The sequence below is a fragment of the Haloarchaeobius amylolyticus genome (assembly GCF_026616195.1).
Lineage (GTDB): Archaea > Halobacteriota > Halobacteria > Halobacteriales > Natrialbaceae > Haloarchaeobius > Haloarchaeobius amylolyticus.
Genome location: NZ_JANHDH010000002.1, coordinates 70,202 through 92,070, shown reverse-complemented (window position 1 = coordinate 92,070; position 21,869 = coordinate 70,202). Strand labels below are relative to the sequence as shown.

General features: G+C 67.7%; 26 protein-coding genes and 4 tRNA genes. 10 read left to right on the top strand and 20 right to left on the bottom strand.

Features of this window, described 5'->3' with window-relative positions; all coding sequences use genetic code 11:
* Positions 1-12: 12 nt before the first annotated feature.
* Positions 13-207 (bottom strand): cold-shock protein, encoded by a 195-nt coding sequence (locus tag NOV86_RS12880; protein WP_261649763.1) that lies wholly within the window; start codon positions 205-207, stop codon positions 13-15.
* A gap of 183 nt (positions 208-390) precedes the next feature.
* On the opposite strand from NOV86_RS12880, the gene NOV86_RS12875 reads away from it, so the two are divergent.
* Complete coding sequence (locus NOV86_RS12875; RefSeq protein WP_267641871.1) at positions 391-1,308, top strand: mechanosensitive ion channel family protein; 918 nt, start codon at positions 391-393, stop codon at positions 1,306-1,308.
* 157 nt (positions 1,309-1,465) lie between these two features.
* The gene (locus NOV86_RS12870) at positions 1,466-2,665 is read left to right on the top strand and encodes a glycosyltransferase family 2 protein (RefSeq protein WP_267641869.1); all 1,200 of its coding nucleotides are present in this window, start codon (positions 1,466-1,468) and stop codon (positions 2,663-2,665) included.
* A gap of 95 nt (positions 2,666-2,760) precedes the next feature.
* On the opposite strand, the gene NOV86_RS12865 is transcribed toward NOV86_RS12870, so the two are convergent.
* The 4 genes from NOV86_RS12865 to NOV86_RS12850 form a co-directional block, all read right to left on the bottom strand.
* Positions 2,761-2,955 (bottom strand): cold-shock protein, encoded by a 195-nt coding sequence (locus NOV86_RS12865; protein ID WP_267641867.1) that lies wholly within the window; start codon positions 2,953-2,955, stop codon positions 2,761-2,763.
* Between the two features lie 179 nt (positions 2,956-3,134).
* Complete coding sequence (locus NOV86_RS12860; RefSeq protein ID WP_267641866.1) at positions 3,135-3,329, bottom strand: cold-shock protein; 195 nt, start codon at positions 3,327-3,329, stop codon at positions 3,135-3,137.
* A 50-nt stretch (positions 3,330-3,379) separates the two neighbouring features.
* The gene (locus NOV86_RS12855; protein WP_267641865.1) at positions 3,380-3,865 is read right to left on the bottom strand and encodes a hypothetical protein; all 486 of its coding nucleotides are present in this window, start codon (positions 3,863-3,865) and stop codon (positions 3,380-3,382) included.
* Between the two features lie 228 nt (positions 3,866-4,093).
* Positions 4,094-4,288, bottom strand: a complete 195-nt coding sequence (locus tag NOV86_RS12850; RefSeq protein ID WP_267641863.1) for a cold-shock protein — start codon at positions 4,286-4,288, stop codon at positions 4,094-4,096.
* A gap of 156 nt (positions 4,289-4,444) precedes the next feature.
* On the opposite strand from NOV86_RS12850, the gene NOV86_RS12845 reads away from it, so the two are divergent.
* Entirely contained in the window at positions 4,445-5,353 is a 909-nt protein-coding gene (locus tag NOV86_RS12845) for a DUF5995 family protein (RefSeq protein WP_267641861.1), read from the top strand.
* A gap of 53 nt (positions 5,354-5,406) precedes the next feature.
* Here the strand turns inward: NOV86_RS12845 and NOV86_RS12840 are convergent, their stop codons facing one another.
* Entirely contained in the window at positions 5,407-6,372 is a 966-nt protein-coding gene (locus NOV86_RS12840; protein ID WP_267641859.1) for a GNAT family N-acetyltransferase, read from the bottom strand.
* 268 nt (positions 6,373-6,640) lie between these two features.
* On the opposite strand from NOV86_RS12840, the gene NOV86_RS12835 reads away from it, so the two are divergent.
* Entirely contained in the window at positions 6,641-7,552 is a 912-nt protein-coding gene (locus NOV86_RS12835) for a sigma factor-like helix-turn-helix DNA-binding protein (RefSeq protein ID WP_267641857.1), read from the top strand.
* Between the two features lie 83 nt (positions 7,553-7,635).
* Here NOV86_RS12835 and NOV86_RS12830 read toward each other — a convergent pair.
* The 5 genes from NOV86_RS12830 to NOV86_RS12810 form a co-directional block, all read right to left on the bottom strand.
* Positions 7,636-7,709 (bottom strand) — tRNA-Phe (locus NOV86_RS12830).
* A gap of 127 nt (positions 7,710-7,836) precedes the next feature.
* A complete protein-coding gene (locus NOV86_RS12825) occupies positions 7,837-9,747 on the bottom strand; it encodes a hybrid sensor histidine kinase/response regulator (RefSeq protein ID WP_267641856.1) in 1,911 nt (636 codons plus the stop codon).
* A gap of 80 nt (positions 9,748-9,827) precedes the next feature.
* Positions 9,828-10,067: a hypothetical protein gene (locus NOV86_RS12820; RefSeq protein ID WP_267641854.1), complete on the bottom strand. Its 240-nt coding sequence runs from the start codon at positions 10,065-10,067 to the stop codon at positions 9,828-9,830.
* Positions 10,068-10,209: 142 nt separating this feature from the next.
* Positions 10,210-10,285 (bottom strand) — tRNA-Ile (locus NOV86_RS12815).
* Positions 10,286-10,436: 151 nt separating this feature from the next.
* Positions 10,437-10,509, bottom strand: a tRNA-Asn gene (locus NOV86_RS12810).
* A 139-nt stretch (positions 10,510-10,648) separates the two neighbouring features.
* Between NOV86_RS12810 and cca the strand changes: the two genes are divergently transcribed.
* A complete protein-coding gene (gene cca, locus NOV86_RS12805) occupies positions 10,649-12,004 on the top strand; it encodes a CCA tRNA nucleotidyltransferase (RefSeq protein ID WP_267641853.1) in 1,356 nt (451 codons plus the stop codon).
* On the opposite strand, the gene NOV86_RS12800 is transcribed toward cca, so the two are convergent.
* The 4 genes from NOV86_RS12800 to NOV86_RS12785 all read right to left on the bottom strand — a co-directional run bounded on the left by NOV86_RS12800 (position 11,983) and on the right by NOV86_RS12785 (position 15,667).
* Positions 11,983-12,996: a histone deacetylase family protein gene (locus tag NOV86_RS12800; RefSeq protein ID WP_267641852.1), complete on the bottom strand. Its 1,014-nt coding sequence runs from the start codon at positions 12,994-12,996 to the stop codon at positions 11,983-11,985. The two genes, cca and NOV86_RS12800, sit on opposite strands and share 22 nt — an antisense overlap.
* A gap of 1 nt (position 12,997) precedes the next feature.
* Positions 12,998-13,429: a histone family protein gene (locus NOV86_RS12795; protein ID WP_267641851.1), complete on the bottom strand. Its 432-nt coding sequence runs from the start codon at positions 13,427-13,429 to the stop codon at positions 12,998-13,000.
* 78 nt (positions 13,430-13,507) lie between these two features.
* Positions 13,508-14,980, bottom strand: a complete 1,473-nt coding sequence (locus tag NOV86_RS12790; RefSeq protein ID WP_267641848.1) for a single-stranded DNA binding protein — start codon at positions 14,978-14,980, stop codon at positions 13,508-13,510.
* A 183-nt stretch (positions 14,981-15,163) separates the two neighbouring features.
* On the bottom strand, positions 15,164-15,667 hold the full coding sequence (locus NOV86_RS12785) for a hypothetical protein (protein WP_267641846.1): 504 nt from the start codon (positions 15,665-15,667) through the stop codon (positions 15,164-15,166).
* A gap of 156 nt (positions 15,668-15,823) precedes the next feature.
* Between NOV86_RS12785 and NOV86_RS12780 the strand changes: the two genes are divergently transcribed.
* Positions 15,824-15,896: transfer RNA gene (locus NOV86_RS12780), tRNA-Arg, on the top strand.
* A gap of 387 nt (positions 15,897-16,283) precedes the next feature.
* On the opposite strand, the gene NOV86_RS12775 is transcribed toward NOV86_RS12780, so the two are convergent.
* A complete protein-coding gene (locus tag NOV86_RS12775; RefSeq protein WP_438266719.1) occupies positions 16,284-16,520 on the bottom strand; it encodes a DUF7564 family protein in 237 nt (78 codons plus the stop codon).
* Between the two features lie 209 nt (positions 16,521-16,729).
* Here NOV86_RS12775 and NOV86_RS12770 point away from each other — a divergent pair, with 209 nt between their 5' ends.
* Positions 16,730-17,347: a DUF309 domain-containing protein gene (locus NOV86_RS12770; protein ID WP_267641844.1), complete on the top strand. Its 618-nt coding sequence runs from the start codon at positions 16,730-16,732 to the stop codon at positions 17,345-17,347.
* Here the strand turns inward: NOV86_RS12770 and azf are convergent, their stop codons facing one another.
* Entirely contained in the window at positions 17,348-18,103 is a 756-nt protein-coding gene (azf, locus tag NOV86_RS12765; protein ID WP_267641843.1) for an NAD-dependent glucose-6-phosphate dehydrogenase Azf, read from the bottom strand.
* A 135-nt stretch (positions 18,104-18,238) separates the two neighbouring features.
* On the opposite strand from azf, the gene NOV86_RS12760 reads away from it, so the two are divergent.
* From NOV86_RS12760 to NOV86_RS12750, 3 genes are all read left to right on the top strand, one after another.
* Positions 18,239-19,228 (top strand): WD40/YVTN/BNR-like repeat-containing protein, encoded by a 990-nt coding sequence (locus NOV86_RS12760; protein WP_267641842.1) that lies wholly within the window; start codon positions 18,239-18,241, stop codon positions 19,226-19,228.
* Between the two features lie 73 nt (positions 19,229-19,301).
* Positions 19,302-19,652 (top strand): dihydroneopterin aldolase family protein, encoded by a 351-nt coding sequence (locus NOV86_RS12755; RefSeq protein ID WP_267641841.1) that lies wholly within the window; start codon positions 19,302-19,304, stop codon positions 19,650-19,652.
* 138 nt (positions 19,653-19,790) lie between these two features.
* Positions 19,791-20,252 (top strand): DUF5790 family protein, encoded by a 462-nt coding sequence (locus NOV86_RS12750; RefSeq protein WP_267641839.1) that lies wholly within the window; start codon positions 19,791-19,793, stop codon positions 20,250-20,252.
* A gap of 21 nt (positions 20,253-20,273) precedes the next feature.
* On the opposite strand, the gene NOV86_RS12745 is transcribed toward NOV86_RS12750, so the two are convergent.
* From NOV86_RS12745 to NOV86_RS12735, 3 genes are all read right to left on the bottom strand, one after another.
* A complete protein-coding gene (locus tag NOV86_RS12745) occupies positions 20,274-20,990 on the bottom strand; it encodes a creatininase family protein (RefSeq protein WP_267641837.1) in 717 nt (238 codons plus the stop codon).
* A gap of 104 nt (positions 20,991-21,094) precedes the next feature.
* On the bottom strand, positions 21,095-21,286 hold the full coding sequence (locus tag NOV86_RS12740) for a DUF7501 family protein (RefSeq protein ID WP_261649688.1): 192 nt from the start codon (positions 21,284-21,286) through the stop codon (positions 21,095-21,097).
* 133 nt (positions 21,287-21,419) lie between these two features.
* Positions 21,420-21,806 carry a DUF7522 family protein gene (locus NOV86_RS12735; RefSeq protein ID WP_267641836.1) on the bottom strand — a complete coding sequence of 129 codons (387 nt, stop codon included), beginning with the start codon at positions 21,804-21,806 and terminating at the stop codon, positions 21,420-21,422.
* Positions 21,807-21,869: the final 63 nt, after the last annotated feature.

Here is a 21,869-nt window from a genome sequence, read left to right as displayed (position 1 = left end):
ATCGATGCCGTCTTACAGGCGCGTGAGGTTGGCCGCACGCGGGCCCTTGTCGCCGTCGACGATGTCGAACTCGACCTCCTGGCCCTCCTCGAGGTCCTCGCCCCCGATGTCCGCCATGTGGAAGAATACGTCGTCGTCCTCGTCTTCAGTGTCGATGAAACCGTAACCGCCGGACTCCTTGAAGAAGTCCACAGTACCTTTCGCCATACGAGTTGAACGAGTGAGCACGCTACTATAACGCTTTCGAGGCCCGTCTCCGACCCTTCAGCCCCCCGAATCGCCACGACCACCGGCAATCACCGTGCCAGCCACGGGACGGCACACCGCGTTGAGGAATCAGCAGCCGCGAGTACCTCTGTGGCTTTGGCCCTCGGTCGCCACTAGGCAGGTATGGCGGTCGCTCAGCTCGCTCCGGGGCCGCTCGTCGAGCGCTACGGCGACCTCGGGATGCAGGTCCTCGAGTTCACCGTGGCCGCGTTCGGCCTGTACCTGCTCGGCCGGGTCGTCGTCGAACCCGGCGTCCGCTGGCTGCTCGCGCGCAGTCGTCTCACCGAGACGCTCGAACAGGCGCTCGGGAAGGTCGTCCACGTCCTCGTGCTCGGCGGCGCCGTCCTCGGCGGGGTCGCGGCGGCCGGGTTCCGGACCGCGTTCCTCGGCTCGGCCATCATCGCCGCCGGCGTCACCCTCGCGGTCGGGTTCGCCGCCCGGGACGTGCTCTCGAACTTCGTCGCCGGCGTGTTCATCATCCAGGACCCGAAACTGAACGTCGGCGACACCATCACCGTCAAGGACGTGACCGGGACCATCAGCGACATCGGCTTCCGGGTCACCCGCGTCCGCACGCCCGACAACGAGACCATCCTCATCCCGAACGCGCAACTGGTCACGCTCACCATCCGCAACGAGACGGTCAACAACCCGGTGAGTATCACCTACGACTTCGGCGTCGGGTACGACGCGGACGTCACGGCGACCATCGACCTCCTGCGGGCGGTCGCCGCCGAGAACGACGTCATCCTCGACACGCCCGCGCCGACCATCCGCGTCACCGACCTCGCGGACACCGCGGTCGTCGTGACGGCGCGGGTCTGGCTCCACAAGGAGGACCGGCGCCGCCTCCCGGAGATCCGGTCGGCGTACCTCACCGCGGTCCACGAGCGCTGTCGCGCCCACGGCATCGACCTCAGCACGACCAGCCAGCACGCGCTCTCGGGCGACCTCACCGTCGAGGAGCCGGCACTGGGACTGTCGCGAGAGCCGCCAGCCCCGCCCCGCGAGGACGACGACTCCCGGCTGGTCGAACCCTGACGACGCAAGCAACCCCGGGCCCTAACCACCTCGGCCGGGGCGCTTTGTACGCAGTCGAGATTCCGCTGTTCAAACCGTTTAACCCGCCTGAACGGCCGTGAAACCGGGCCAACGGCGTCATCGGTTGAAGGGGGTCCAGCACTCCACCTCGGGTGTGATGAAGCTCGAACGATACGCGTTGCTGACGGTCACCGCCGCCCTGGCGCTCGCCGGGGCGGCCGTCGTGGTACCCGGGGCGACACCCGGGTTCCTCCCTGGCGAGACGTTGCTCGAACTGACCCTGTGGTCCACCACGCTCCTGTTCGGGGCGACCGCGCTCGTGTGGGTCGTCCTGACCTACGTCGTCGGCCAGGGCTACGACGCGCCCCCGGCCGAGTACGGCGGGGACGACGTCCAGGTCCGGATCCTCACCATCGACGCCGCCGACGTGGTACAGGCGACGGTCGACTCGCTCCCCGACGAACTGACCGACGTCCACGTCGTCGCCGAAGAGCCCATCGACGTCGACGGCGCGACGGTCCACGCCGTCCCGGACGACTTCGAGTGCGAGGCCGTCCGGAAGGGTCGCGCCATCGAGTGGGCGCGCCGGAACGTCCCCTGTGACCGCGAGTTCGTCTGCTACCTCGACGAGGACAGCGTCGTCGGCTCGTGGCACGGCCTGCCGGACGCCGACGTGGTCCAGCTCCGCGAGCAGCCCCGCCGGACGGGGTCGGTGCTCAGCTACCTGGCCGACATCTACCGGATGGGCGTCCAGCTCGAACAGCGCGCGTTCGCCCGCCTGCAGATTCCGCTGTTCGCGTGGGGCGGCGGCATCGCGGTCCGCAGCGACCTCGAGGACGAGGTGACGTGGGACCGCGAGACCATCGTCGAGGACACCGCCTTCGTCTGGGCGGCCGCCCGCGACCACGACATCACGTTCGCGCTCGCGGAGACGACCTGCCGGAACGAGGCACCGCCCTCGCTGGGGGAGATCCTCCAGCAGCGCCGGCGCTGGGCCGCCGGGAACGTCCGCGCCGCCTCGATGCTCCCCGCGCGCTACCGGCTGCTCACCCGGGTCCGGAACTACGCGTGGGCGCTCTCGCCCATCGTGACCATGGTCGCCGTCCCGCTCTCGCTACTCGGCGTCTCGGTCGTCTACGGCGGCCTGTTCGTCCTCGCGTCGCTCACGCTCGCCGCGTTCACCGCCTTCTGGTTCCTTCGCGGGCTCGCCTACTACGGTGAGCAGGCGCTGCGCTGGGTGGTCGTGCTCCCGCTCGTCCCCGTCGTCTCGCTCGTCCACTCGATGGGGACCGTCGCCGGTATCCTGCACCCGCCGGAGGGCTTCCGCGTCACGGAGAAGGTCGGGCCGGACCGCTGACGTCGCGCCGGACGCCGGCGTCGTCACTGGTCGGTGTCGTCCTCGAAAAATGGTATCGTCCTCGTCGTCAGCACTCGCAGTGAGACTGCGGCGGCTTACAGACGGGTGACGTTGGTCGCGCGGGGCCCCTTGGGGGCGTCCTCGATGTCGAACTCTACCTCCTGACCTTCTTCGAGATCCGGGCCGCCAACGTCCTCCATGTGGAAGAAAACGTCCTCGTCCGCATCCTCAGTCGAAATGAAACCGTAGCCGCCGGTGTCGTTGAAGAAATCAACCTTACCTTTCGCCATTACGGTTGTTGGGAGGTGCGCCGACCCGTTAAGCCTTCCGAGATAGCTCTGTGGCACGGACGCCCGAGGAACCGCCGAAGCAGGCGCTCTGTCGGTTCTGTCGTCGGAGAACTCGGTGGCGGGGGAACGGGGTGCCAGTGGCACCCCTCGCCCCGCCCGAGTGGTTCTGTTCGGGTCGTTCAGAGTCGCTTCAGGTTCTTCGCGCGCGGGCCCTTGTCGGTGTCGACGATGTCGAACTCGACCTCCTGGCCCTCCTCGAGGTCCGGACCGCCGATGTCTTCCATGTGGAAGAAGACGTCGTCGTCCGCGTCCTCGGTGTCGATGAAACCGTAACCGCCGGTGTCGTTGAAGAAGTCAACCTTACCTTTCGCCATCACCCCTCAGTACGGCGTCTAAGGATACGAGGTTTACGGATACCGGGGGGTCACTCCGCCTCGAGGAAGTAAAACGACCCGCCGAGGACCACCCCGTAGAGCAGGTGCCAGCCGACCAGCGAGGCCGAGACGTGCGGGATGCTCGGCGGGGCCGGAAGACCGACCGCCCCGAGCCAGATGGGCATGATGATACCGGCTCCGAACACGGCCAGGATGACACCGTACACCGCGCCCGCGACCACCACCTTCCAGAGCCAGTCGCTCACCGCGAACAGGCCGGGGTCGGCCAGTACGCCCGCGAAGACGACGCCGAACAGCGCCCCGTGCAGCAGGTGGGCCGCCCAGCCGACCACGATGTTCCCCTCGAAGCCGTACAGCCCCGCGATGGCGACCTGGAGCGTCTCGAGGCCCATCAGTGTGATGGCGAGCCCGGTCACGCCCGCGGCGAGGAACCCCGAAGCCGCGCCGCTGCGCCACCGGAACCGCGATTCGAACGGTGATTCGCCGGCGTGCTTTTCCTTGTGGAAGATTGCCATAGCTGCGTGCCACCCAGTGTGCTAGTAGTTACCACTGTAGCGGCAAAAGGGTACGCGACGATTGCCAGTGTGTTCGCTCGCGTGACCTGTTCCGGGGCGCCTGCGGGCCACGTCGCTGCGCACAACCGTTACTGCGCACAACCCTCACTGCACACAGCCGTCGCTGGCGAGGTCGATAAATGGAGAATCGGTCGGTACGTGCCGTCTACGACGGCCCGGTCCCGATGGTTACAGCCGTTTCAGGTTCTTCGCGCGCGGACCCTTCGGGGAGTCCTCGATCTCGAACTCTACCTCCTGGCCTTCCTCGAGGTCCGGACCGCCAACGTCCTCCATGTGGAAGAAAACGTCCTCGTCAGAATCCTCGGTGTCGATGAAGCCGTAACCGCCGGTGTCGTTGAAGAAATCAACCTTACCTGTCGCCATTGCTCTTGAATAGTACCTCCGGCGGCGGAAAAGGTTTGTGGAGAACCGAACGACCGTTCGGCCGCCCAGTCGGCTTCTGACCCCTCGAATCCGACCGTCGAACCCACCGGTCCCCTCGCCGAATAGTTATCTCAGTCCGCATCGTATCCCTGCAGAATGAGGGGAACAGGCCCGAGAGCGAGCACCCACCGAGTTCGAAGCGGCATCGAAGGCGTCCGTCACGCCCGGCCCGCGACAGACACAGGGGTCGCCACCGACCCCCGCGACGGCGACCGCGAAGTTCTGGCCCTCGTCGCGACCCCCTTCACCACCGTCGCGGACGCCCACCGACGACTCCTCGCGCTCGAACGCCTGTTCGTCACGCGCGAGGACCGCCGCGCCGTCTTCCTCTCCATCTACGCCCGCGTGACCGAACTGGTCGGCGACGCCATCGACCGCGGCACCTTCGAGGACGGCGAGTGGGTCGCCCGGTACCTCGTCGCCTTCGCCAACCTCTACCGGCAGGCGCTGTACGACTACGAGACCGGCGACCTCGACGCGCTCTCGGACCCCTGGCAGCTCGCCTTCGAGGCCGCCGCGCGCGGCGACTGCCTCGTCGTGCAGGACGCCATGCTCGGTATCAACGCCCACATCAACTACGACCTCGCGTTCGCCCTCCACGAGGCCGGCGTCGCGACGAACCGTCGCCGGAAGTACGCCGACCACTGCACCGTCAACGAGATCCTCCGCTGCCTGGTCGACGAGGCACAGGACACCCTCGCCGCCGACTACGACGCCCCCGGCATCACCACGGTCGACGAGTCGATGGGCCGCCTCGACGAGGTCCTCTCCATCCGCACCATCCGCGAAGGCCGCGACAGCGCCTGGCGCAACGCGTGTGCGCTCGACTCGCGCTGGGCGGTCCGCCGGCGTCTCGCGCGCTGGGTCACCCGCGTCACCGCGACCGGCGCGGCACACCTCCTCCTCAGCCCGAACGCGAGTTCCCGGGTCCACGGCGCCCTCCGCGAGTTCGAGGGCAGGCTGGGGGAGGCGGAGACGACGGACGACCGCGTGACGGAGGACTGACCGAGGGCAGGCTGCCCCGGAGTCCCGAGCATCGGCCATCGCGTACGCCGGTTCTAGCCGGCCATCGTCTTCTCCCAGACCCCGTACCGGAGCACCGGCTCGAACCCCAGCGCGAGGTAGAGTGGCTTCTCCGAGACCACGTTCGCCGTCGTCGCACCCTCGGCCGCGATGCGGTCGAGCCCCGCCCCGATGACGGCGCTGGCGAGCCCTCGCCGGCGGTGTGCGGGGACGGTCCCGACCGGTTCGAGGATGCCGAGCCGGTTCTCGGCGTCGTGCCAGACCGTCGCGAACGAGACTGGAACGCCGTCGCGGTCGAGGACGTACAGGTCCAGGTCCGCCCGGTAGTCCGGCGTCGCCCGCATCGCGGCGTAGGCCCGTGGCGTCCGGTCGGCGTAGGCGGTGTCGGCGTACTCGAAGGCCCTGGCGTGGGCCAGCCCTCGCGCCGCATCGGTGAGTTCCTCGCCGTCCACGATGGCGTACCCCGCCGGCAGGTCGCTGCCGGGGCGGTCCTCGATGGGGAGCGTCGAGACGGTCTCGTGCCAGTCCGCGCGCTCGTAGCCGCGTTCGCGAGCGAGCGACTCCAGTCGCGTCTCCCCGACCGGGATCCGGAACCGGAGCACCCGCCGGCCATCCGCCTCGACCGGGAGGTGGCGTTCGGCGAACGCGAACGCCTCGGCGAACACCTCGTCGGGGAGCGGGTCCGGGCCGCGCTGGAGGAACGCCTCGCCCGACGCCTCCCCCTCCGCGTTCACGACCGCGACCAGTTCGCCCCCGCGCTCCCAGAGGCCGACGCCGGCCGCCCAGTCCGCCCGCGAGACGCCGTTCATCGTCCGCGCCATCGACGGGGCGAAGTTCCAGCGCTCGATGGTCCAGTTCCGCGGCGCCGCGAACGCCCCGTACGTGTCGACCAGAAAGTCCCGGACGCGCTCGAAGTCCGCGGGTCGGTACCGTCGGAAGACGATATCTTCCGTCGTGTCGGGGGTCTCGTCTGGTGGCCCGTGTCGGGGCGCCCCTGTCATGCTGGACGGTACGAGGCGAGTCGGCCTAACCTGACCGCGACCGGTGCTAGCGTCACACTTGCATGGCGGCCGACGCCGTGAGACGGAGAGACTGTCGGTCCCTGGATGATCGACCTCCATCTTCCTCTATCATTGGTGCGTACCAATTCGTGATGCCACGAAGACCGGTTGTTCCAGAAGAAGACGTGGAACGTGTCAGACCAGCCACTACCAAAGCTATAACCACCCATCTGGAAGCTCTGGACGGGCTGTAGAACACACCGAGAACATGACAGGAGCGAGTACAAAGGAGGACGGGAGTTCGTTTCCCAAGTCGATTCGACACAGACAGATTCTGGACGTCGCCGCCGAGAACCCGGACGCCTCGATAGCGGAACTCGCGTCGATGGTACCGAGCGCGACGGCCGACCTCGTCGAGACCGTCTTCGAGGAGTACGGCGACCCGGCAGCCGAGGACGACGATGCGACAGACGGTGACCAGCCCGCAGCCGACCCCTCGCCAGCCGAGACGCAGAACGACGACACGCCCTCGGACCAGGATGGACCCACGGGCGACGAACCTGAGACACTGGACGACGAACCCGAGTCGGTAGCCCCAGGTGACCCAGTGGGCAGCAACGGCGAGGACAGCGACCCCACTCACGACCCGACGGCGACCACTGCTGATGACCTCTCCGAGCGCCAGCGCGAGGTGCTGGCCGTGGTCGCAGCCGAACCGGCCGCGACTCAACAGGCGATTGGCGACCAGCTGGGCGTGACGGCCGCGACCGTGAGCAACCGGGTCAACAGCATCGAGGGCTTCGACTGGAACGACCGCGAATCGTTCGTCGAACGCGTCTTCGACGAGCCACCGACACCCCAGGCATCCGTGACCGCCGACACCACGACCGAGTCGACGACACCCGAAGCGACCGACGCAGACGAAACAGAGGCCACCCCGTCCTCCCCGGCCGAGGACGAGGACAGCGCAGCCACGAGGACCGCCGCCCTCGAGGACACGATCGGTCGACTCGAAGACCGCATCACGGCTCTCGAAGCGTCCGAAGACGAAGCCGAACAGGCTGACGAATCCGTCTTCGACGATCCCGACCTCGTCCACAGGGTCGTCCACGCCTGCATGGAAGCCGACACCATCTCGAAAGACGAAGAGCTCCGCATCATCCGAGAACTGCTGGAGTGAACACGGTCCTCCTTCTGTTCGGTGGGAACCCTGTCGCTGTCGAGCAGGGTCGTCACTCGACGCGTAGTCGTCGGAAGGTAGGATGCCGCCTCCCGGATTTGAACCGGGGACAGCTCGATCTTCAGTCGAGTGCTCTCCCAGTCTGAGCTAAGGCGGCGTGCACTCTACAGTCCGCCGATGATACAAAAAAGGATTTCGATGTGACGCGACCGAGGTGTTGGGTACCACACCGCCGTCGGCGACTCAGCAGGGAGATCGTGACCGTGACCGTGACCCGAAGCGTGTCACTCGTTGTCCGCGAGCGTGACGTTCGCGAACTCGAACCGGGCACCGCCGGCGTCGCTTTCGGTGAGCGTGACGGACCAGTCGTGTGCGCGGGCGACCTGTTCGACGATGGCCAGCCCGAACCCGGTGCCGGCCTCGTCGGTGCTGTAGCCCGGGTCGAAGATGACGTCCCGGTCGGCCTCGGGGATACCCGGACCGTCGTCGGCGACGTAGAACCCGTCACCGTCGTCGAGTCGCCCGACCGAGATTGTCACCCCCTCGTCCGCGTGTTCGACGGCGTTCGCGAGGAGGTTCTCCAGAAGTTGCTGAAGACGGCTCGTGTCCGCGACCAGCCCGACGTTGGACTCGACGACCAGCTCTGCCGCGTTGCTCTCGACGGCCTTCCACGCCTTGTGGGCGAGCACGTCGAGGTGGGCGGCCTCGGTCTCGCCGACGACCATCCCCTGTTTGGCGAGCGCCAGCATGTCCGAGACGAGGGATTCGACCCGCTCGAGCGCCTCGTTCGCCCGCTCGAAGTGCTCGGCCTCGCCGGTCGCCTCGGCGAGCTGGAGCTGTCCCCGGGCGACCCCGACCGGGTTGCGGAGGTCGTGGCTGACGATGTTGGTGAACTCCTCGAGGCGCTCGTTCTGTGCGCGCAACTCGCGCTCGCGCTCGTGGAGGGCGGCCTCACGGTCTGCACGCTCGACGGCGGACTGTAGCGTCGCACCCAGGATACGGGCGAGGTTCCGGTCGTCCGCGTCGAACGCGTCTGGGGCGGGCGACGCGAGCACCAGCACACCGAACTCGCCGAGTGGGAGCGCGAGCAGCGACCGGACCGCCACGTCCGCATCGACCGTCCTCTCCGCCCCGTCGAGGTCCGCGATCGACTGGACCGTACCCGTGGTGAACGCTGTCCACGCCGGCCCGTTCTCGCCGGGAAACGCCAGCCGACCCTCGAGCGTCTCCGCCGTGTCGTCCGTGAAGGCGACCGGCTCCAGTGCACCCGAGTCCTCGTCGTAGAGCCGGACCGAGGCGATGGGGAATTCGAGCGATTCGCAGGCCGCCTCGACCGCGACCCACGCACACTCGTGACGGTCGGGTGTCTCGAGGAGTGTCCCGGCGGTCTCGGTGAGGCTGTCCAGTCGTCGCCGGTAGCGCCGCTGGTCGGTCACGTCGGTGATGAACCCCTCGATGGCGACGAGCTCACCCCCACGGTACACGCCACGGCCCTGCTCCCAGCACCAGCGAACCTCGCCGTCGCGCCGCCGGATACGGTACGTGACCTCGAAGGGCTCGCCCTCGTCGAGTGCAGCCTGTACCTCCGCCCACATCGCGGCCTGATCGTCCTGGACGAGGATGTCCTCACCCCAGACGACGTCGTCGTTCTCCAGTTGCTCCGGGTGGTACCCGGTCAGGTCGAGACACCCCTCGCTGACGAACTCCATCGGCCACGCCTGCTCGTTCAGACACCGGTACACCATCCCCGGCAGGTTGCTGATGAGCGTCGAGACCATCCGCTCGGTCTCCTCGAACGCCGCCCGCGTCCGGTACGCCTCTGCCGCCTTCTCGATGCGGTTCGCGAGCAACTCGAACTGCTCTCGCCCGCTCCCCTTCTGGAGGTAGTCCGTCACCCCCGCCGAGATGGCGTCGCTGGCGACCTGTTCCGAGCCACGTCCGGTGAACAGCACGAACGGGACCGACGGCTCGCGCTCGCGGACCGCCTCGAGGAGGTCCAGCCCATGCGCGTCGGGCATCTGGTAATCGCTGACCACGCAGTCCGGGTCGAACTCGTCGAAACGCCTCAGGGCGGCCTCCACCGACCGGGCCGTCGCCACCTCCACGTCGCGAAGCTCCCGCTCGAGGAACGTCGACGTGAGGTCCAGAAACGCCGGCTCGTCGTCGACGTGGAGGACTCGAATCGCCCCGGGCATATACTACATCCTCGTCAGTCCGGTACTTCAATGCGATGGGCCGACAGCGAATCGCAACCGGCCCGACACTGCCGGGTCGGTCAGTCGTCCAGTGGTTCGTCCTGTCGCTCGTAGACGATGGTCAACCTGCCCGCCGCCGGCCGCCTCGTCGCGTCGCGGATCACCTCGAACTCCTGTAACACCTCGCTCGACTCCTCGGTCATCCGGCCGTGGACCTGTAGCTCCTCGCGAAACGCGTTGTAAGCTTCCTCCATGAGCGTCCGTACCGCCTGTGCGTCCGTTCTGTCCTGTATCTCGAACGTCCCCTCGAACGTGGGCATACCTACAGTTGGTGCTCCACGGAGAAAGCGGTAGCCACAGGCCAGTCGATGAACGCAGTAGATGGCAGATCGTGCCGACGCGTGGCCGGGAGCTAGATTGGCTCCCGATGCCGAAACGGCCCAGTAACGGGTTAATTTCAGGTGGGCCCTGCCGGATTCGAACCAGCGATCACCCGGTTATGAGCCGGGGGCTTTGAACCAGACTAAGCTAAGGGCCCGACAGGTACGGGTTGACCGTGCCGCGGTATCAACATTACGAACCGACTGTTTTCGGAAGAGAGTGACAGTCGGAACTATCGAACGAACGATCGAGAGGAGCGCCGTCGCCGGACTACGTCCGGCGGGACGGAAAATCGCGAAGCGATTTTACGCCGTCACCAGGGCTCGAACCTGGGACCACCACGTTAACAGCGTGGTGCTCTACCAACTGAGCTATGACGGCTTGCTGCATTTGCAGATAATCCGGGCGAATATAAAGAGACTTTCGCTTTAGGGCGGCGGTGTATCACGGTATCCCGTGACGTACAGGGGGTGCTGGCCCATCGATACCCGTTTACCGGGCGGGCCTGTATCCGACGAACATGAGCGAGGACGCGTTCGAGGAGACGGTCGCGGCGGTTCGCGAGCGGGTGGACCCGTCGCCCGAGGAGCGCGAGCAGCTCCGGGCGGCCGCTGACGAGATCATCGAACGGGCCGAGACAGCGGTCGCGGAGTACAGTCCCGGCGCGGACGTGATGCAGGTCGGGTCGACCGCGCGGGGGACGTGGATATCGGGCGACCGCGACATCGACGTGTTCGTGCGGTTCCCGGCCGACCTCGACCGCGAGACCCTGGAGGAGTACGGGCTGGCGGTCGGGCACGCGGTGCTGCCCGACGGGCACGAAGAGTACGCCGAGCACCCCTACATCAAGGGCGAGTACGAGGGGTTCGACATCGACCTCGTGCCGTGTTTCCGGGTGCCCGAGGCGCCGGCCATCCGGTCGGCGGTCGACCGGACGCCGTTCCACAACGAGTACCTGCGCGAGCATCTCGACGAGTCGCTGGCCGCGGACGTCCGCGTCGCCAAGCAGTTCCTCAAGGGTATCGGCGTCTACGGCAGCAACCTCCGTACGGAGGGGTTCTCGGGGTACCTGACCGAGTTGCTCATCTACGAGTGCGGCGGGTTCCGCGCGTTCCTCGAGGCGGCGACGGACTGGGAGCCGCCGGTTGTCTTCGACCCGGAGGACCACGCGGCCCAGGAGTTCGACGACCCGCTGGTCGTCATCGACCCGACCGACCCGGAGCGCAACGTGGCGGCGGTGCTCTCGGCGGAGAACTTCGCGCGCCTGCAACACCACGCCCGGGCGTTCCTCGACGAGCCGACGGTCGAGCGGTTCTTCCCCAGTTCGACGGGAGCGCTGGACGCCGAGGGGGTTCGCGAGCAGGTCGAGGAGCGCGGGACCACGCCGGTCGCGGTCCGGTTCGACGCGCCCGACCTCGTCGACGACCAGCTCTGGCCACAGCTCCGGCGCTCGCTCATGGGCGTCGCGAACGAACTCGAACGCCGCGGGTTCGACCCACTCCGGTGGGAGACGTTCGCGGACGAGTCCGCCGTGCTGTTCGTCGAGTGCGCGGTCGCGGAGCGGCCGGCCGTCGAGCGCCACCAGGGCCCGCCGGTGTACGTCCGCCAGCACGCGACGGGGTTCTACGAGAAGTACGCCGACTCCGAGGCCTACGGGCCGTTCATCGAGGACGACCGGTACGTGGTCGAGCGCAAGCGCGACGTCCGGACCCCGCGGGAGTTGCTCGACTCGGACCGGCTGTTCGACGTGGCGCTGGGTGCCCACGTGGAGTCGGCGCTCCGGGAGGAGTACGAGGTGCTGGTCGGGGAGGAGGTCACGGCGCTGGCAGCGGAGTTCGGAATCGAGCTGGCGGATTACTTCTCGCCGAGGCCGTGAATCTCGCGGACCTCGTCGATGCACGCCGAGACGTCGTCGGAGACGTCCTCGTCGGGGTCGATGGGTTTGCGCCCGTCGAAGGTCTCGTGGACCATCGCGACGCCGTCGGCGAGGACGTCCAGCCCGTACCCGCCCTCTAACACGAAGGCGATGGGCATGTCGACGCGGTCACAGAGGGCGCGGAGCCGGTCGGTGAACAGCGCGTAGCCCTCGGTGGAGACGCGCATCCGCGAGATGGGGTCGTGCCGGTGGGCGTCGAAGCCGGCGCTCACGAGTAGCAGGTCCGGGTCGAAGCGCTCGATGGCGGGTTCGACGCAGCGCTCGAACACCGCCTCGTAGTCGGCGGTCCCCGCGCCCGCAGGCAGCGAGACGTTCATCGTCGCGCCCTCGCCCTCGCCCTCGCCGGTCTCGTCGTGGTCGCCGGTGCCGGGGTAGAGGCCCTCCTCGTGGATGGAGGCGAAGAACACGTCGCCGTCGTCGTAGAAGATGTCCTGCGTGCCGTTGCCGTGGTGGACGTCCCAGTCGACGATGGCGACGCCGTCGATGTCGCGCTCGTCGAGCGCGTACCGGGCGGCGACCGCGACGTTGTTGACGAAACAGAAGCCCATCGCGTCGTCGTAGACCGCGTGGTGGCCGGGCGGCCGGCCGATGGCGAAGGGGGTGTCCCGGCCCTGTTCGCCGTCCAGTGCGGACTCGGCGGCCCACTGCGCGAGGCCGGCGCTCTGGAGGATTGCCTCCCAGGAGTCCTCGACGGCGGTGGTGTCGGGGTCCCAGTCGCCCCCGCCGTTCGCACAGAACTCCTCGAGTTCCTCGATGTAGTCCGTCTCGTGGACCGCGGTGACCTCGTCCATCGTGGCCGGCTCCGCGTCGACGTACTCGACGCCGTGCTTTCGCTTGAGTCCCTCCCGGATGGCCCGGAGGCGGTCCGGCGTCTCCGGGTGTCGCGTGCCCGTGTCGTGGTCGAGACACCGTGGGCTGTAACCGAATCTCATCTCATTCGAACAGGGAGAAGTACGTCTCGATGTCCTCCCCCTTGATGGTTCGTCGGTCGGCGTGCCGTGCGAGTTTCGCCGCTGCGGCCGCGACGTTGTCCGCGTAGTCCTCCAGGATGTCGGCGAGCGCGATGCGCGCGTCCATCGACACCCGGTAGGAGTCGTCGATGTTGAGGCGGGCGATGCGGTCGACCGGGGCGACCGGCAGTTCGAGTTCGTCCTTGTCGATGTCGGCTTCGACCCCGAAGTCCGTCGCCATCAGCGTCTTCCGACCGTCCGCCGTGGCGACCTCCGCCGCGTCTTCGGCGAGGGCGGCGCCGTGTTGTTGAATCCGGCGGGCGAGCTCCTCGGCCGCGTCTGCACTGACCCGGAGGTCGCCTGCGTTCCGTCGGATGATGGAGTCCACCGGGGCGAACGGTAGCTCAACGCTCATACCCGAAAACGAATCATCCCGTCCCTTTGTAGTTTTCCGTAGGCGCGTTCATCACCGGCGTTAGGGCGGAACGCCGGCTCAGAACACGTCGTCGGCGTGGAGGACGCCGTCCGTGACCGTGCCACGGGCGGTGACCTCCTGGCCGAGGTGGACGTCGGCGTCGGTCTCGACGCTCATCGTCTCCTCGCCGTCGTCGAGGATGACCGGGTTCCCCGCCTGGACGACGGTCCCGGTGAACTCGACGGCCTCCTCCTGCAGCGACGCGGTCGCGCCGCCGCCGGAGGCACTGGTCGTCTCGGTGCTGTCGCTGCTCTCGGCGCTGGCGCCGCTGGACCCGCCCTCGCTGCCGCCGTCGTCGCCGAAGGCGTCGAGGCCGGTCGCCTGTTCGGCGTCGGCCGCGTCGTCACCACCTGCACCGGCGCTCGCGCTGCTCGGCGTGTCGGCGTCGTCGTCGAGGACGGTGACGCTCGACCGCCAGCCAGCGGAGGCCTCGAGGTCGTCCTGCCAGCCCTCCTGTATCTCGACGTCGGCGAAGGCGGCGCGGTCGCCCGGACCGAGGTCGTAGTCGGCCTTGTCGCCCCACAGCGCGACCCGGATGTCGTCGGTGTCGTCCTGCACGCGGACGTTGCGGACCTGCCCCTCCGAGCCGTCGTCGCGGTCGAAGGTGCGCTTCGGGTCGGCCGACCGGATGACGCCCGCGATGTCGACGGTCTGGCCGATCTCGACCTCGGCGATGGGGGTGCTCTCGGGCTCGTAGGTGACGTCCTCGTCGAGTTCCTCGATGGCGCCGCGCTCGCCGACGTGAAGTTCGAGCTGGCCGTCGCGCTCGCGCACGTACCCGTCGACCACCTCGACGGTCATGCCGGCGTCGACCTCCTCGACGGTGTCGGCCTGTCCGTCCCACATGGTGACGCGGATGCGCCCGGTCGGGTCGCCCAGGACCATGTTCGCGACCTTGCCCGTCGAGCCGTCGTCGCGGTCGAAGGTGCGGATGGACTCGGTGTCGAGGATGCGCCCCTTCAGGTTCACGTCGGAGAGTCCGAGCGAGAGGTCGTCGATGCGGTAGGCGTCGAGGATCTCGACGTCGACCTCGGCGTCCTCGTCGACCTCGACCTCGTCGACGTTGACCTCGATGCCGTTGTAGCCCTCCTTGGGGCGGCCCTTCACGCGCAGGACCTGCCCGACCTCGAGTTCGTTCTCGGCGGCGTCGGCCTTCTCGTCCCAGAACGAGAGCCGGACCTGGCCGGTCTCGTCGGCGACCTCGACGTTGGCGACCTTCCCGTCGGGGTCGTCCCCGTCGCGCTCGAAGGTTCGGATCTCGCCGATGGCGGTGACCTTGGCGATGAACTTCACCTCCTGCATGCCGGGGCTGATGTCGGAGATGCCGTTCACCTCCTTGTCCTCCAGTTCGTGGGCGATGAGCATCGCCGCCGTCTCGTCGTCGGCGAGCCCCCCCATCTGTTCGACCTTGGCCTCGACCGCCTCTCGGAACTCCTCCAGTGTGACCTCCTCGGCGTCGAGGTCCTCGTAGACGTCCTCTATCGCACCCATAATCGTATCAATTCGCAGGGAAGGGGCGCGCTTAAGCGTTGTCCTTGGCGAGAGACCCCGCTCTCGTCTGTCGGTTTCGCCGGTCCGTCCTGAGTGTGCATCACCGCCGTTTGCCGCCCCCTCGTACAAGAAGGCTCGGGGTCGGTGTGGGACGGCAGCCGGGTGCGGTAGGGCGGACTGGGGTCAGCGGGACGTCGTGGTGACCGTCGTCGTCTGCCCCTGGCTCTCGTGGACGACCTCGACCGTCTCGGGGAGGCCGTTCGCGAACCCGAGCGTCGCGGCGTACTCGACGGTCGCGATGCACTGGGTACACGCGTCGGAGCCGTCGTCCTGCACTCCGACGGTGACGGTGAGCGTCTTCCCCTCGGCGTCGAGCGTCGTGTCCTGTAGCACGGCCTCGTGGCACGGCGTGGACGCCATGATGGCCCCGGTCACCTCGACGTCGGCCTCGCCGAAGGCCACCCTCGCGCTGCCCTCGGAGCCACAGCCCGTGTTCGTGGTCTCGATGGACTGGGAGTCGAGCTGGGGAGTCGGTTGGTCCGTCGGGGTCGGCGTCTCGGTCGGCGTCTCGGTGTCCGTGTCGGTCTCCTCGTCCACACCGCCGAGGCTGTCACCGCCGACACAGCCGGCCAGCGCGCCGGCCGTCGCCAGGGCTGCCGTCCGCTTCAACAACGCACGTCGCTTCATGAGAGAAGAGACGACCCCTTATTTCAAAGTCCTTTCGCACGGTGAAAATCTGTTTTCAGTTTGGGCCCCTCCCGCGAATCGTGTGCCGTGTCCGCAGGCGTCGGAGGGCGAACACATCGTAACCCTCTTATTCTTATCCGCGGTACGTAGAGTTGAGTCCTGATAGGGTAGTGGACTATCCTCTTGGCTTGCGGAGCCAGGGACCGGAGTTCAAATCTCCGTCAGGACGTTCACTTCGTCATCGGTGACGCAGTCACCGATTGCTTGCGGGAGCTCTGCTCCCGCTCTGTTCACGACCTGACTTGCCCTACGCTCGCGTTCGCTCGCGTAGGACTCCGTCAGGACGTTCGCTCCACTCACGCCCGACGAGCCTTGCGCTCACTTCGTTCGCGCAAGACTCCGTCAGGACGTTTCTACCGAACGCTACACTGCGAGCGGAGCGAGCAGTACGCGTTCGGCGAACGGTTTCACGGAGGTTTGAGCAGCGAGCAGCGCTGCTGCGAGCGTAGCTCGAGAATCGACCGTCACGACCAGAGAAACAGCACCAGCGGTCGTCACCCACCGAACGAACGTCGGCACAGAGAGTCCTCTGTCGCCGCCACGGGCCGCCGTGGACTCACTCCTCGAGTTCGTCGTCCTCGACGTCCTCCCGCTGCTCGGGTGGCTCCCACGCGGGTCGTCTCGGCCGACGCCCCCAGTGGTGCCGCGGTTTCGGAACCGAGAGCGTGTCCGAGGGGCGCTCGCGCTGGATGTCGAGCCATTCGTGGTGGCATTCGGTGCAGTAGTTGCCGTGGTACTTGCCGGTCATATGGAATCGCGTTCCGCACGCGACACACGTTCGCCTGTACTCCATCGTTTGTGTCCTCCGGGAAGAGTCTACACGCTGGTATCTCTGTGTCGTGTGTTCTCTTGTGTCTATCAGTAAGGTAGCAAGAAAGGTAAGGGTGACGGAAAGTTGGTATTGCCAGCGTGAGCACCTATCGCTCGCGGAACCGAGTGAGTTCGAACTCAAGTCATCCCACGAGTAGTCAGTCTTTTGGGAACTCGAATCCGAGGGGAGGTATGCGCGACCATCTGCGTGCGGGGCTGGCCATCTACAACGCTGGCGACCTGCACGACGCCCACGACGCCTGGGAGGACCACTGGCTCGACCTGCCCGACGGGCACGAGGACGAGCGGTTGCTCCACGGCCTCATCCAGTTCACGGCCGCGTTCCACCACGCCGCGAACCGGAACTGGACGGGGTGTGTCGGCCTCGCCGCGTCGGCGGGCGGGTACCTCGCCGGGCTGCCGGCCGACCACCGCGGTATCGACGTGCCGCGGGTGCGTCGCATCCTCGCCGCGCTCGAAGCCGACCCCGAGGTCGTCGAGCGTCGGTCGCTCCCGACTCTCCGCCACGAGGGCGCGGTCGTGACCGTCGACGACCTCGACCTGGCCGCGGTTGCGGTCGCGGCGCGGGTGTACGCCGAGGACGGCCCCTACGACGAAGAGGTGCTGGCGAGTGCGGTCCGGTTCGCGAGGGAGGACCGCGAGGACGGCGCCGAGCTGGGGCGGTTCGAGAGCCTGCTCCGGGACTTCGTCGCCGACCCCGAGAACCGCGGGCTGGTCTACCAGCGACTGGAGGGACACGTCTCGAAGCGCGAAAGCAAGGAGTCAGACGTCGAGGGACTGTTCGGGTGATCAGTCGTCGGCGAACTCGGCGGAGTTGTCCTGTGGGTCGTACCCCAGCACCTCTCTTGCCCTATCGATGGAGTAGTACTTGCGGTCGTTGTCGGAGATGCCGTAGACGATCTCGTAGTCGTAGTCGGCCTGCAGACAGCGGTCGAAGAGGTGCGCGCAGTCCCGGTAGGAGAGCCACATCGCCTGCCCGCGCTCGTAGTCCTTCGGCGGGTGGTCCTTCGTGAGGTTGCCGATACGGACACAGACGACCGAGAGGTCGTGCATGTCGTGGAAGTAGCGTCCCAGCGTCTCACCGGTGGCCTTCGAGACGCCGTAGACGTTCTTCGGGCGGGGGAGTTCCGTGCCGTCGAGGCGGAAGTCGTCGTGGGGCCGGTACATGTCCGGCGTGCGCTCGTCGGTCTCGTAGGCGCCGACGGCGTGGTTCGAGGAGGCGAAGACGAACTTCTCGACGCCGGCGTCGACCGCCGCCTGCATGACGGTGTGGGTGCCGTCGATGTTGTTCTCGAGGACGGACTTCCAGGGGGCGTCGGGACGCGGGTCGCCCGCGAGATGGATGACCGCGCCCACGTCGTCCATCGCGTCGCGGATGGCATCCTCGTCGTTCACGTCCGCGACGACGAACTCACCGGGGTAGGCCGACTCGTCGGTCGGCGGGTCACGGTCGAGCAGTCGCCAGTCGTACGCCGCCGCGAGGTCGGCCAGTATCGCGGTGCCGACACGGCCGCCTGCACCGGTGAGCAGAACGGTGTCGTCCATTCGGTTGTGGCAACGTCCGGGGGTGGTAAGTAGGATACGATTCCGTACGCACCGGCCACGAGGCCGCGCGTTCGCCACACCACCTTGATTCCTCAAGGCAGTCGTACATCGGGGTGGCTCGGCAATACTTGATGCATGTTAACACTCCCCGCTTGCCGCGTCTACGTCGGCACCGACGACGGACTGTTCACCTTCGACGTCGACGGCGAGCAGGTCGACCGCGTCGGCCGGTCGCTCGCGGGCGAGACGGTCCGTGACGTGTCGGTCCACCCGGGGGACCCGGACGTCGCCGCGGTCGGCTGCGGCCTGCGCGGGTGGGGGCTCCACCGGGTGACCGACGCCGGCGACCGGGCCAGGACGGTCGGCTTCGCCGACGAGTGGGTGTGGGGCGTCACGCGGGACCCGGCCGACCCGGACGCGGTCTACGTCGGCACCGAACCGCCGGGGCTGTTCCACGGCCGACCGGGTGGGGACGACGGCTTCGAGACGGTGAGCGACTTCGCGACCCTCCCGACGCGCGAGGACTGGTCCTTCGGCCACGACCCGTTCGCCGCCGGCCACGTCCACGGCATCACCGTCGCCGACGCGACGCTGCTCGCCGCGGTCGAACACGGTGCGGTCCTCTTCTCCAGGGACGGCGGCGAGACGTGGGAGGACGCACTCCCGGGCATCGACGCCCACGACACCGCGCTGGTCGAGGGTCGCTTCGTCGTCACCGCGGGGACCGCCGGGGACGCGGCCGGCGGCCTCCTCTGGAGCGAGGACGCGACCGAGTGGCACCGCATCGACCGCTTCGACGGGATGTACGTGAAAGAACTCGTCCAGAGCGCGGACGGCCGGCTGTTCGTCGACGCCGCCCCCGACCCGACCGCGGACACCGCCGGGGTCTGGAACAGCGACGACGGCGGGCGGACCTGGACCAGCGTCGGCGCGGTCCCGCCGGCCTCGGTCGTCGGCTGCAACCTCCTCTCGACCCATCCGACCGACGCCCGGACCCTCTTCCACGCGACCCACTACGCCGGCGAGGCCCAGCTCGTCGTGAGTACCGACCGCGGTGCGACCTGGGCCGAGGTGGGGCCACAGTTGCCGACCATCCGGAGCGTCGACGCGGCGCCGCTTCCCTGACCCGTCCCATATCGGAGGCGTGGTGGCGCCCGGAACCCGAACCGACTTCCACCCCGCCCGCGACACGTCGAGCATGGACCCGACCGAAAGCGAGACCGCCTGCTTCGAAGCGGGCATCAAGTTCGGGACGCTGTACCACCAGTTCGCGGGCACGCCCGTCAGCCCGGAGAGCGCCGAGAGCCTCGGCCGAGCGATGGAGGAAGCCATCGAGAACCAGCCCCACTGCGCCGACGTGCAGGTGACGATGCGGACCGACCGCATCGAGGCCGAACTCGCCGACCAGAGCGCCGAGTACACCGAGTTCACCGGGCGGTTCGCCGACGTGACGATGACCATCGAGTACGAGGGCACCACGGTCGAGACGAGCATGTCGATGGAGGGCGACTACCCGATGATGCGGGTCGACTCCGTCGCCGAGGACTGACGGGAACGTATCGACCCGGTGGGGAGATAGGTAGTTTCGATTCTCGGGTGCGATTCGGCCACGACAGCCCCCGTCGAGTGCGATTCCACTTTCACTTTGAGGCAGGTATTTAACCCGCCGGGCGCCGAACCCTCTGGTATGAGTCAATCGACCCTGAACGACGACGACCTGTTCGGCGAGGCCGCTTCCGAGATGCGCGAGGACGTCGAGTCCTCGCTGGCGGACGCCTGGGCGGAACTCCCGGACGCCGACGACGTGTGGGAGACGGACGCCGACAACGTCCTCGGCGTGCTCAACGGCCTGCGGTCGGCACTCGACACCGGCGACGCGGAGGAGCACCTCCGCGACGCCAAGAAGTGGTTCACGATGGGCAAGCGCGCCGACGCCTTCGACGATGCCGACGACCTCGAGGCGGAACTCGAACGACTCGAGACCGTCATCGAGGACATCGGCGACGCCGGCGAGCAGGTCGGCGAACTCACCTCGACCGTCCCCGGCCTCCGGAGCACGCTGGAGGACGCCCACGCCGCGGACGACGAGGCGACAGAGGAGGACGACGCCGACGAGGCAGAGGCCGAGGAAGCGGCAGCGGACGACTGATCGAGAGCCCGTCGCGGTCGGCTACCGGTCCGCGATGGCGTCCAGCAGTTGCAGTAGCTTCGCGACCGCGTCCGCCAGCACGGCCTCGCCGTGTGCCGCGCTCGCGTCGCTCGGGTCCTTGACGTTCCCACTTTCGGCGAACTCGGCGAAGTCGTACGCGATGTTCACGCCCGAGACCCACTCACCGAACCGCTCGCCAGCGCCAGCTGCGGCCTCCTCGAAGCGGTCCTCGTGGACGAGCGAGGCGTCGATGGCCTGCACGACGCTCGTCTCGATGGGGCCGCCGTGACCAAGGTTCTCCAGCAGGTCGGCGTCGACCGTGTCGAACCACGTGTAGGGGACCGCGTAGGCCGTTCCGTCGCGGGTCACCCGCGAACAGACCTCTCGCACTGCCGCAGCGTTCCCGCCGTGGCCGTTCACCACCGCGATGCGTTCGAAGCCGTGGTGGGCGAGGCTCTCGATGGTCTCGCGAACGTACGCCCGGAAGGTGTCCTCCGAGACCCACAGCGTCCCGTCGAAGTGGCGGTGCTCCTCGGCGATGCCGACGCTGACGACCGGGGCCACGACCAGCTCCTCGTCGGCCTGCTCCTCGGCTCGCGCCGCGATCTCGGCAGCACTCAGTGCGTCTGTGCCGAGCGGGGCGTGCGGGCCGTGCTGTTCGGTACTGCCGACCGGCAGGATGGCCACGTCGCTGTCCACGTCACGGACGTCGGTCCAGGTCGCCTCGGTGAGGTGCATACCTCGGGCCACGGCCGGCCGCGTATTCAGGCCACCGTTCCCGGCCCTGTCGCTCGGATGGTGGAGAACAGAGAGGAGAGAGAGCCGCGTCGTCGGGACCGCGCTTACCCGGACCAGCCGCCGGCGATGTCGTCGGCGATGTTGCCACGCCACATCTCGAACCCGTCCTTGCAGTCGTTACTGTCGGTGAGGTGGTCGACGAAGCCTGCGCCGGGGTCGGCGAGTTCGGTCCCGCAGAACGGGCAGACGTTCGGGTTGCTCCACGTGGGTGTCGAGGTGTCGGGCGCACTTGACATGTTCATCTACAGATTCTGGAAAGAGACATATGAATCTAGGTATTGGGATATTAGGATAGTATATGAGTCATTATATGCCAATGTATATTCTCACACGATTAAGACAGAACACCAGACGGCACCAGGACGCGGGCTACGCCGCGGAGAGGTCCTGGAGCGTGCGCCGGCACTCGCGGACGAACCCCATCAGCTGGCTCCCGGCTGCCGGGTCGAGCGCGACGACGACGCCCTTCCCGTCCGCGAGCGCGAAGTGGACGACGATGCTCTCGGCGAACGCGTACACGCCGGACTCGAAGTCCCCGAGCCCCGGGATGTCGGGGCGGCCGTCCTCCACCCGGTGTAGCTCGCGGAGGTGGTCGACGATCTTCCCGACTACCTCGTCCCCGAAGAGGTGGCCGAGGTCCTCCCTGCTGTGGACCAGCTCGAACCCCACGTCGTCGTACACCAGCGCCCCGCGGAAGTAGTCACCAGCGCGCTGCTCACAGTAGGTGGCGAGGGCCGTCGCCCGTTCGTGTATCATTTGGAATATATTCTCTGTGTCAGTATATGAACCTGCCTGCGGGGGGTTCCCAGCGACCGGGAC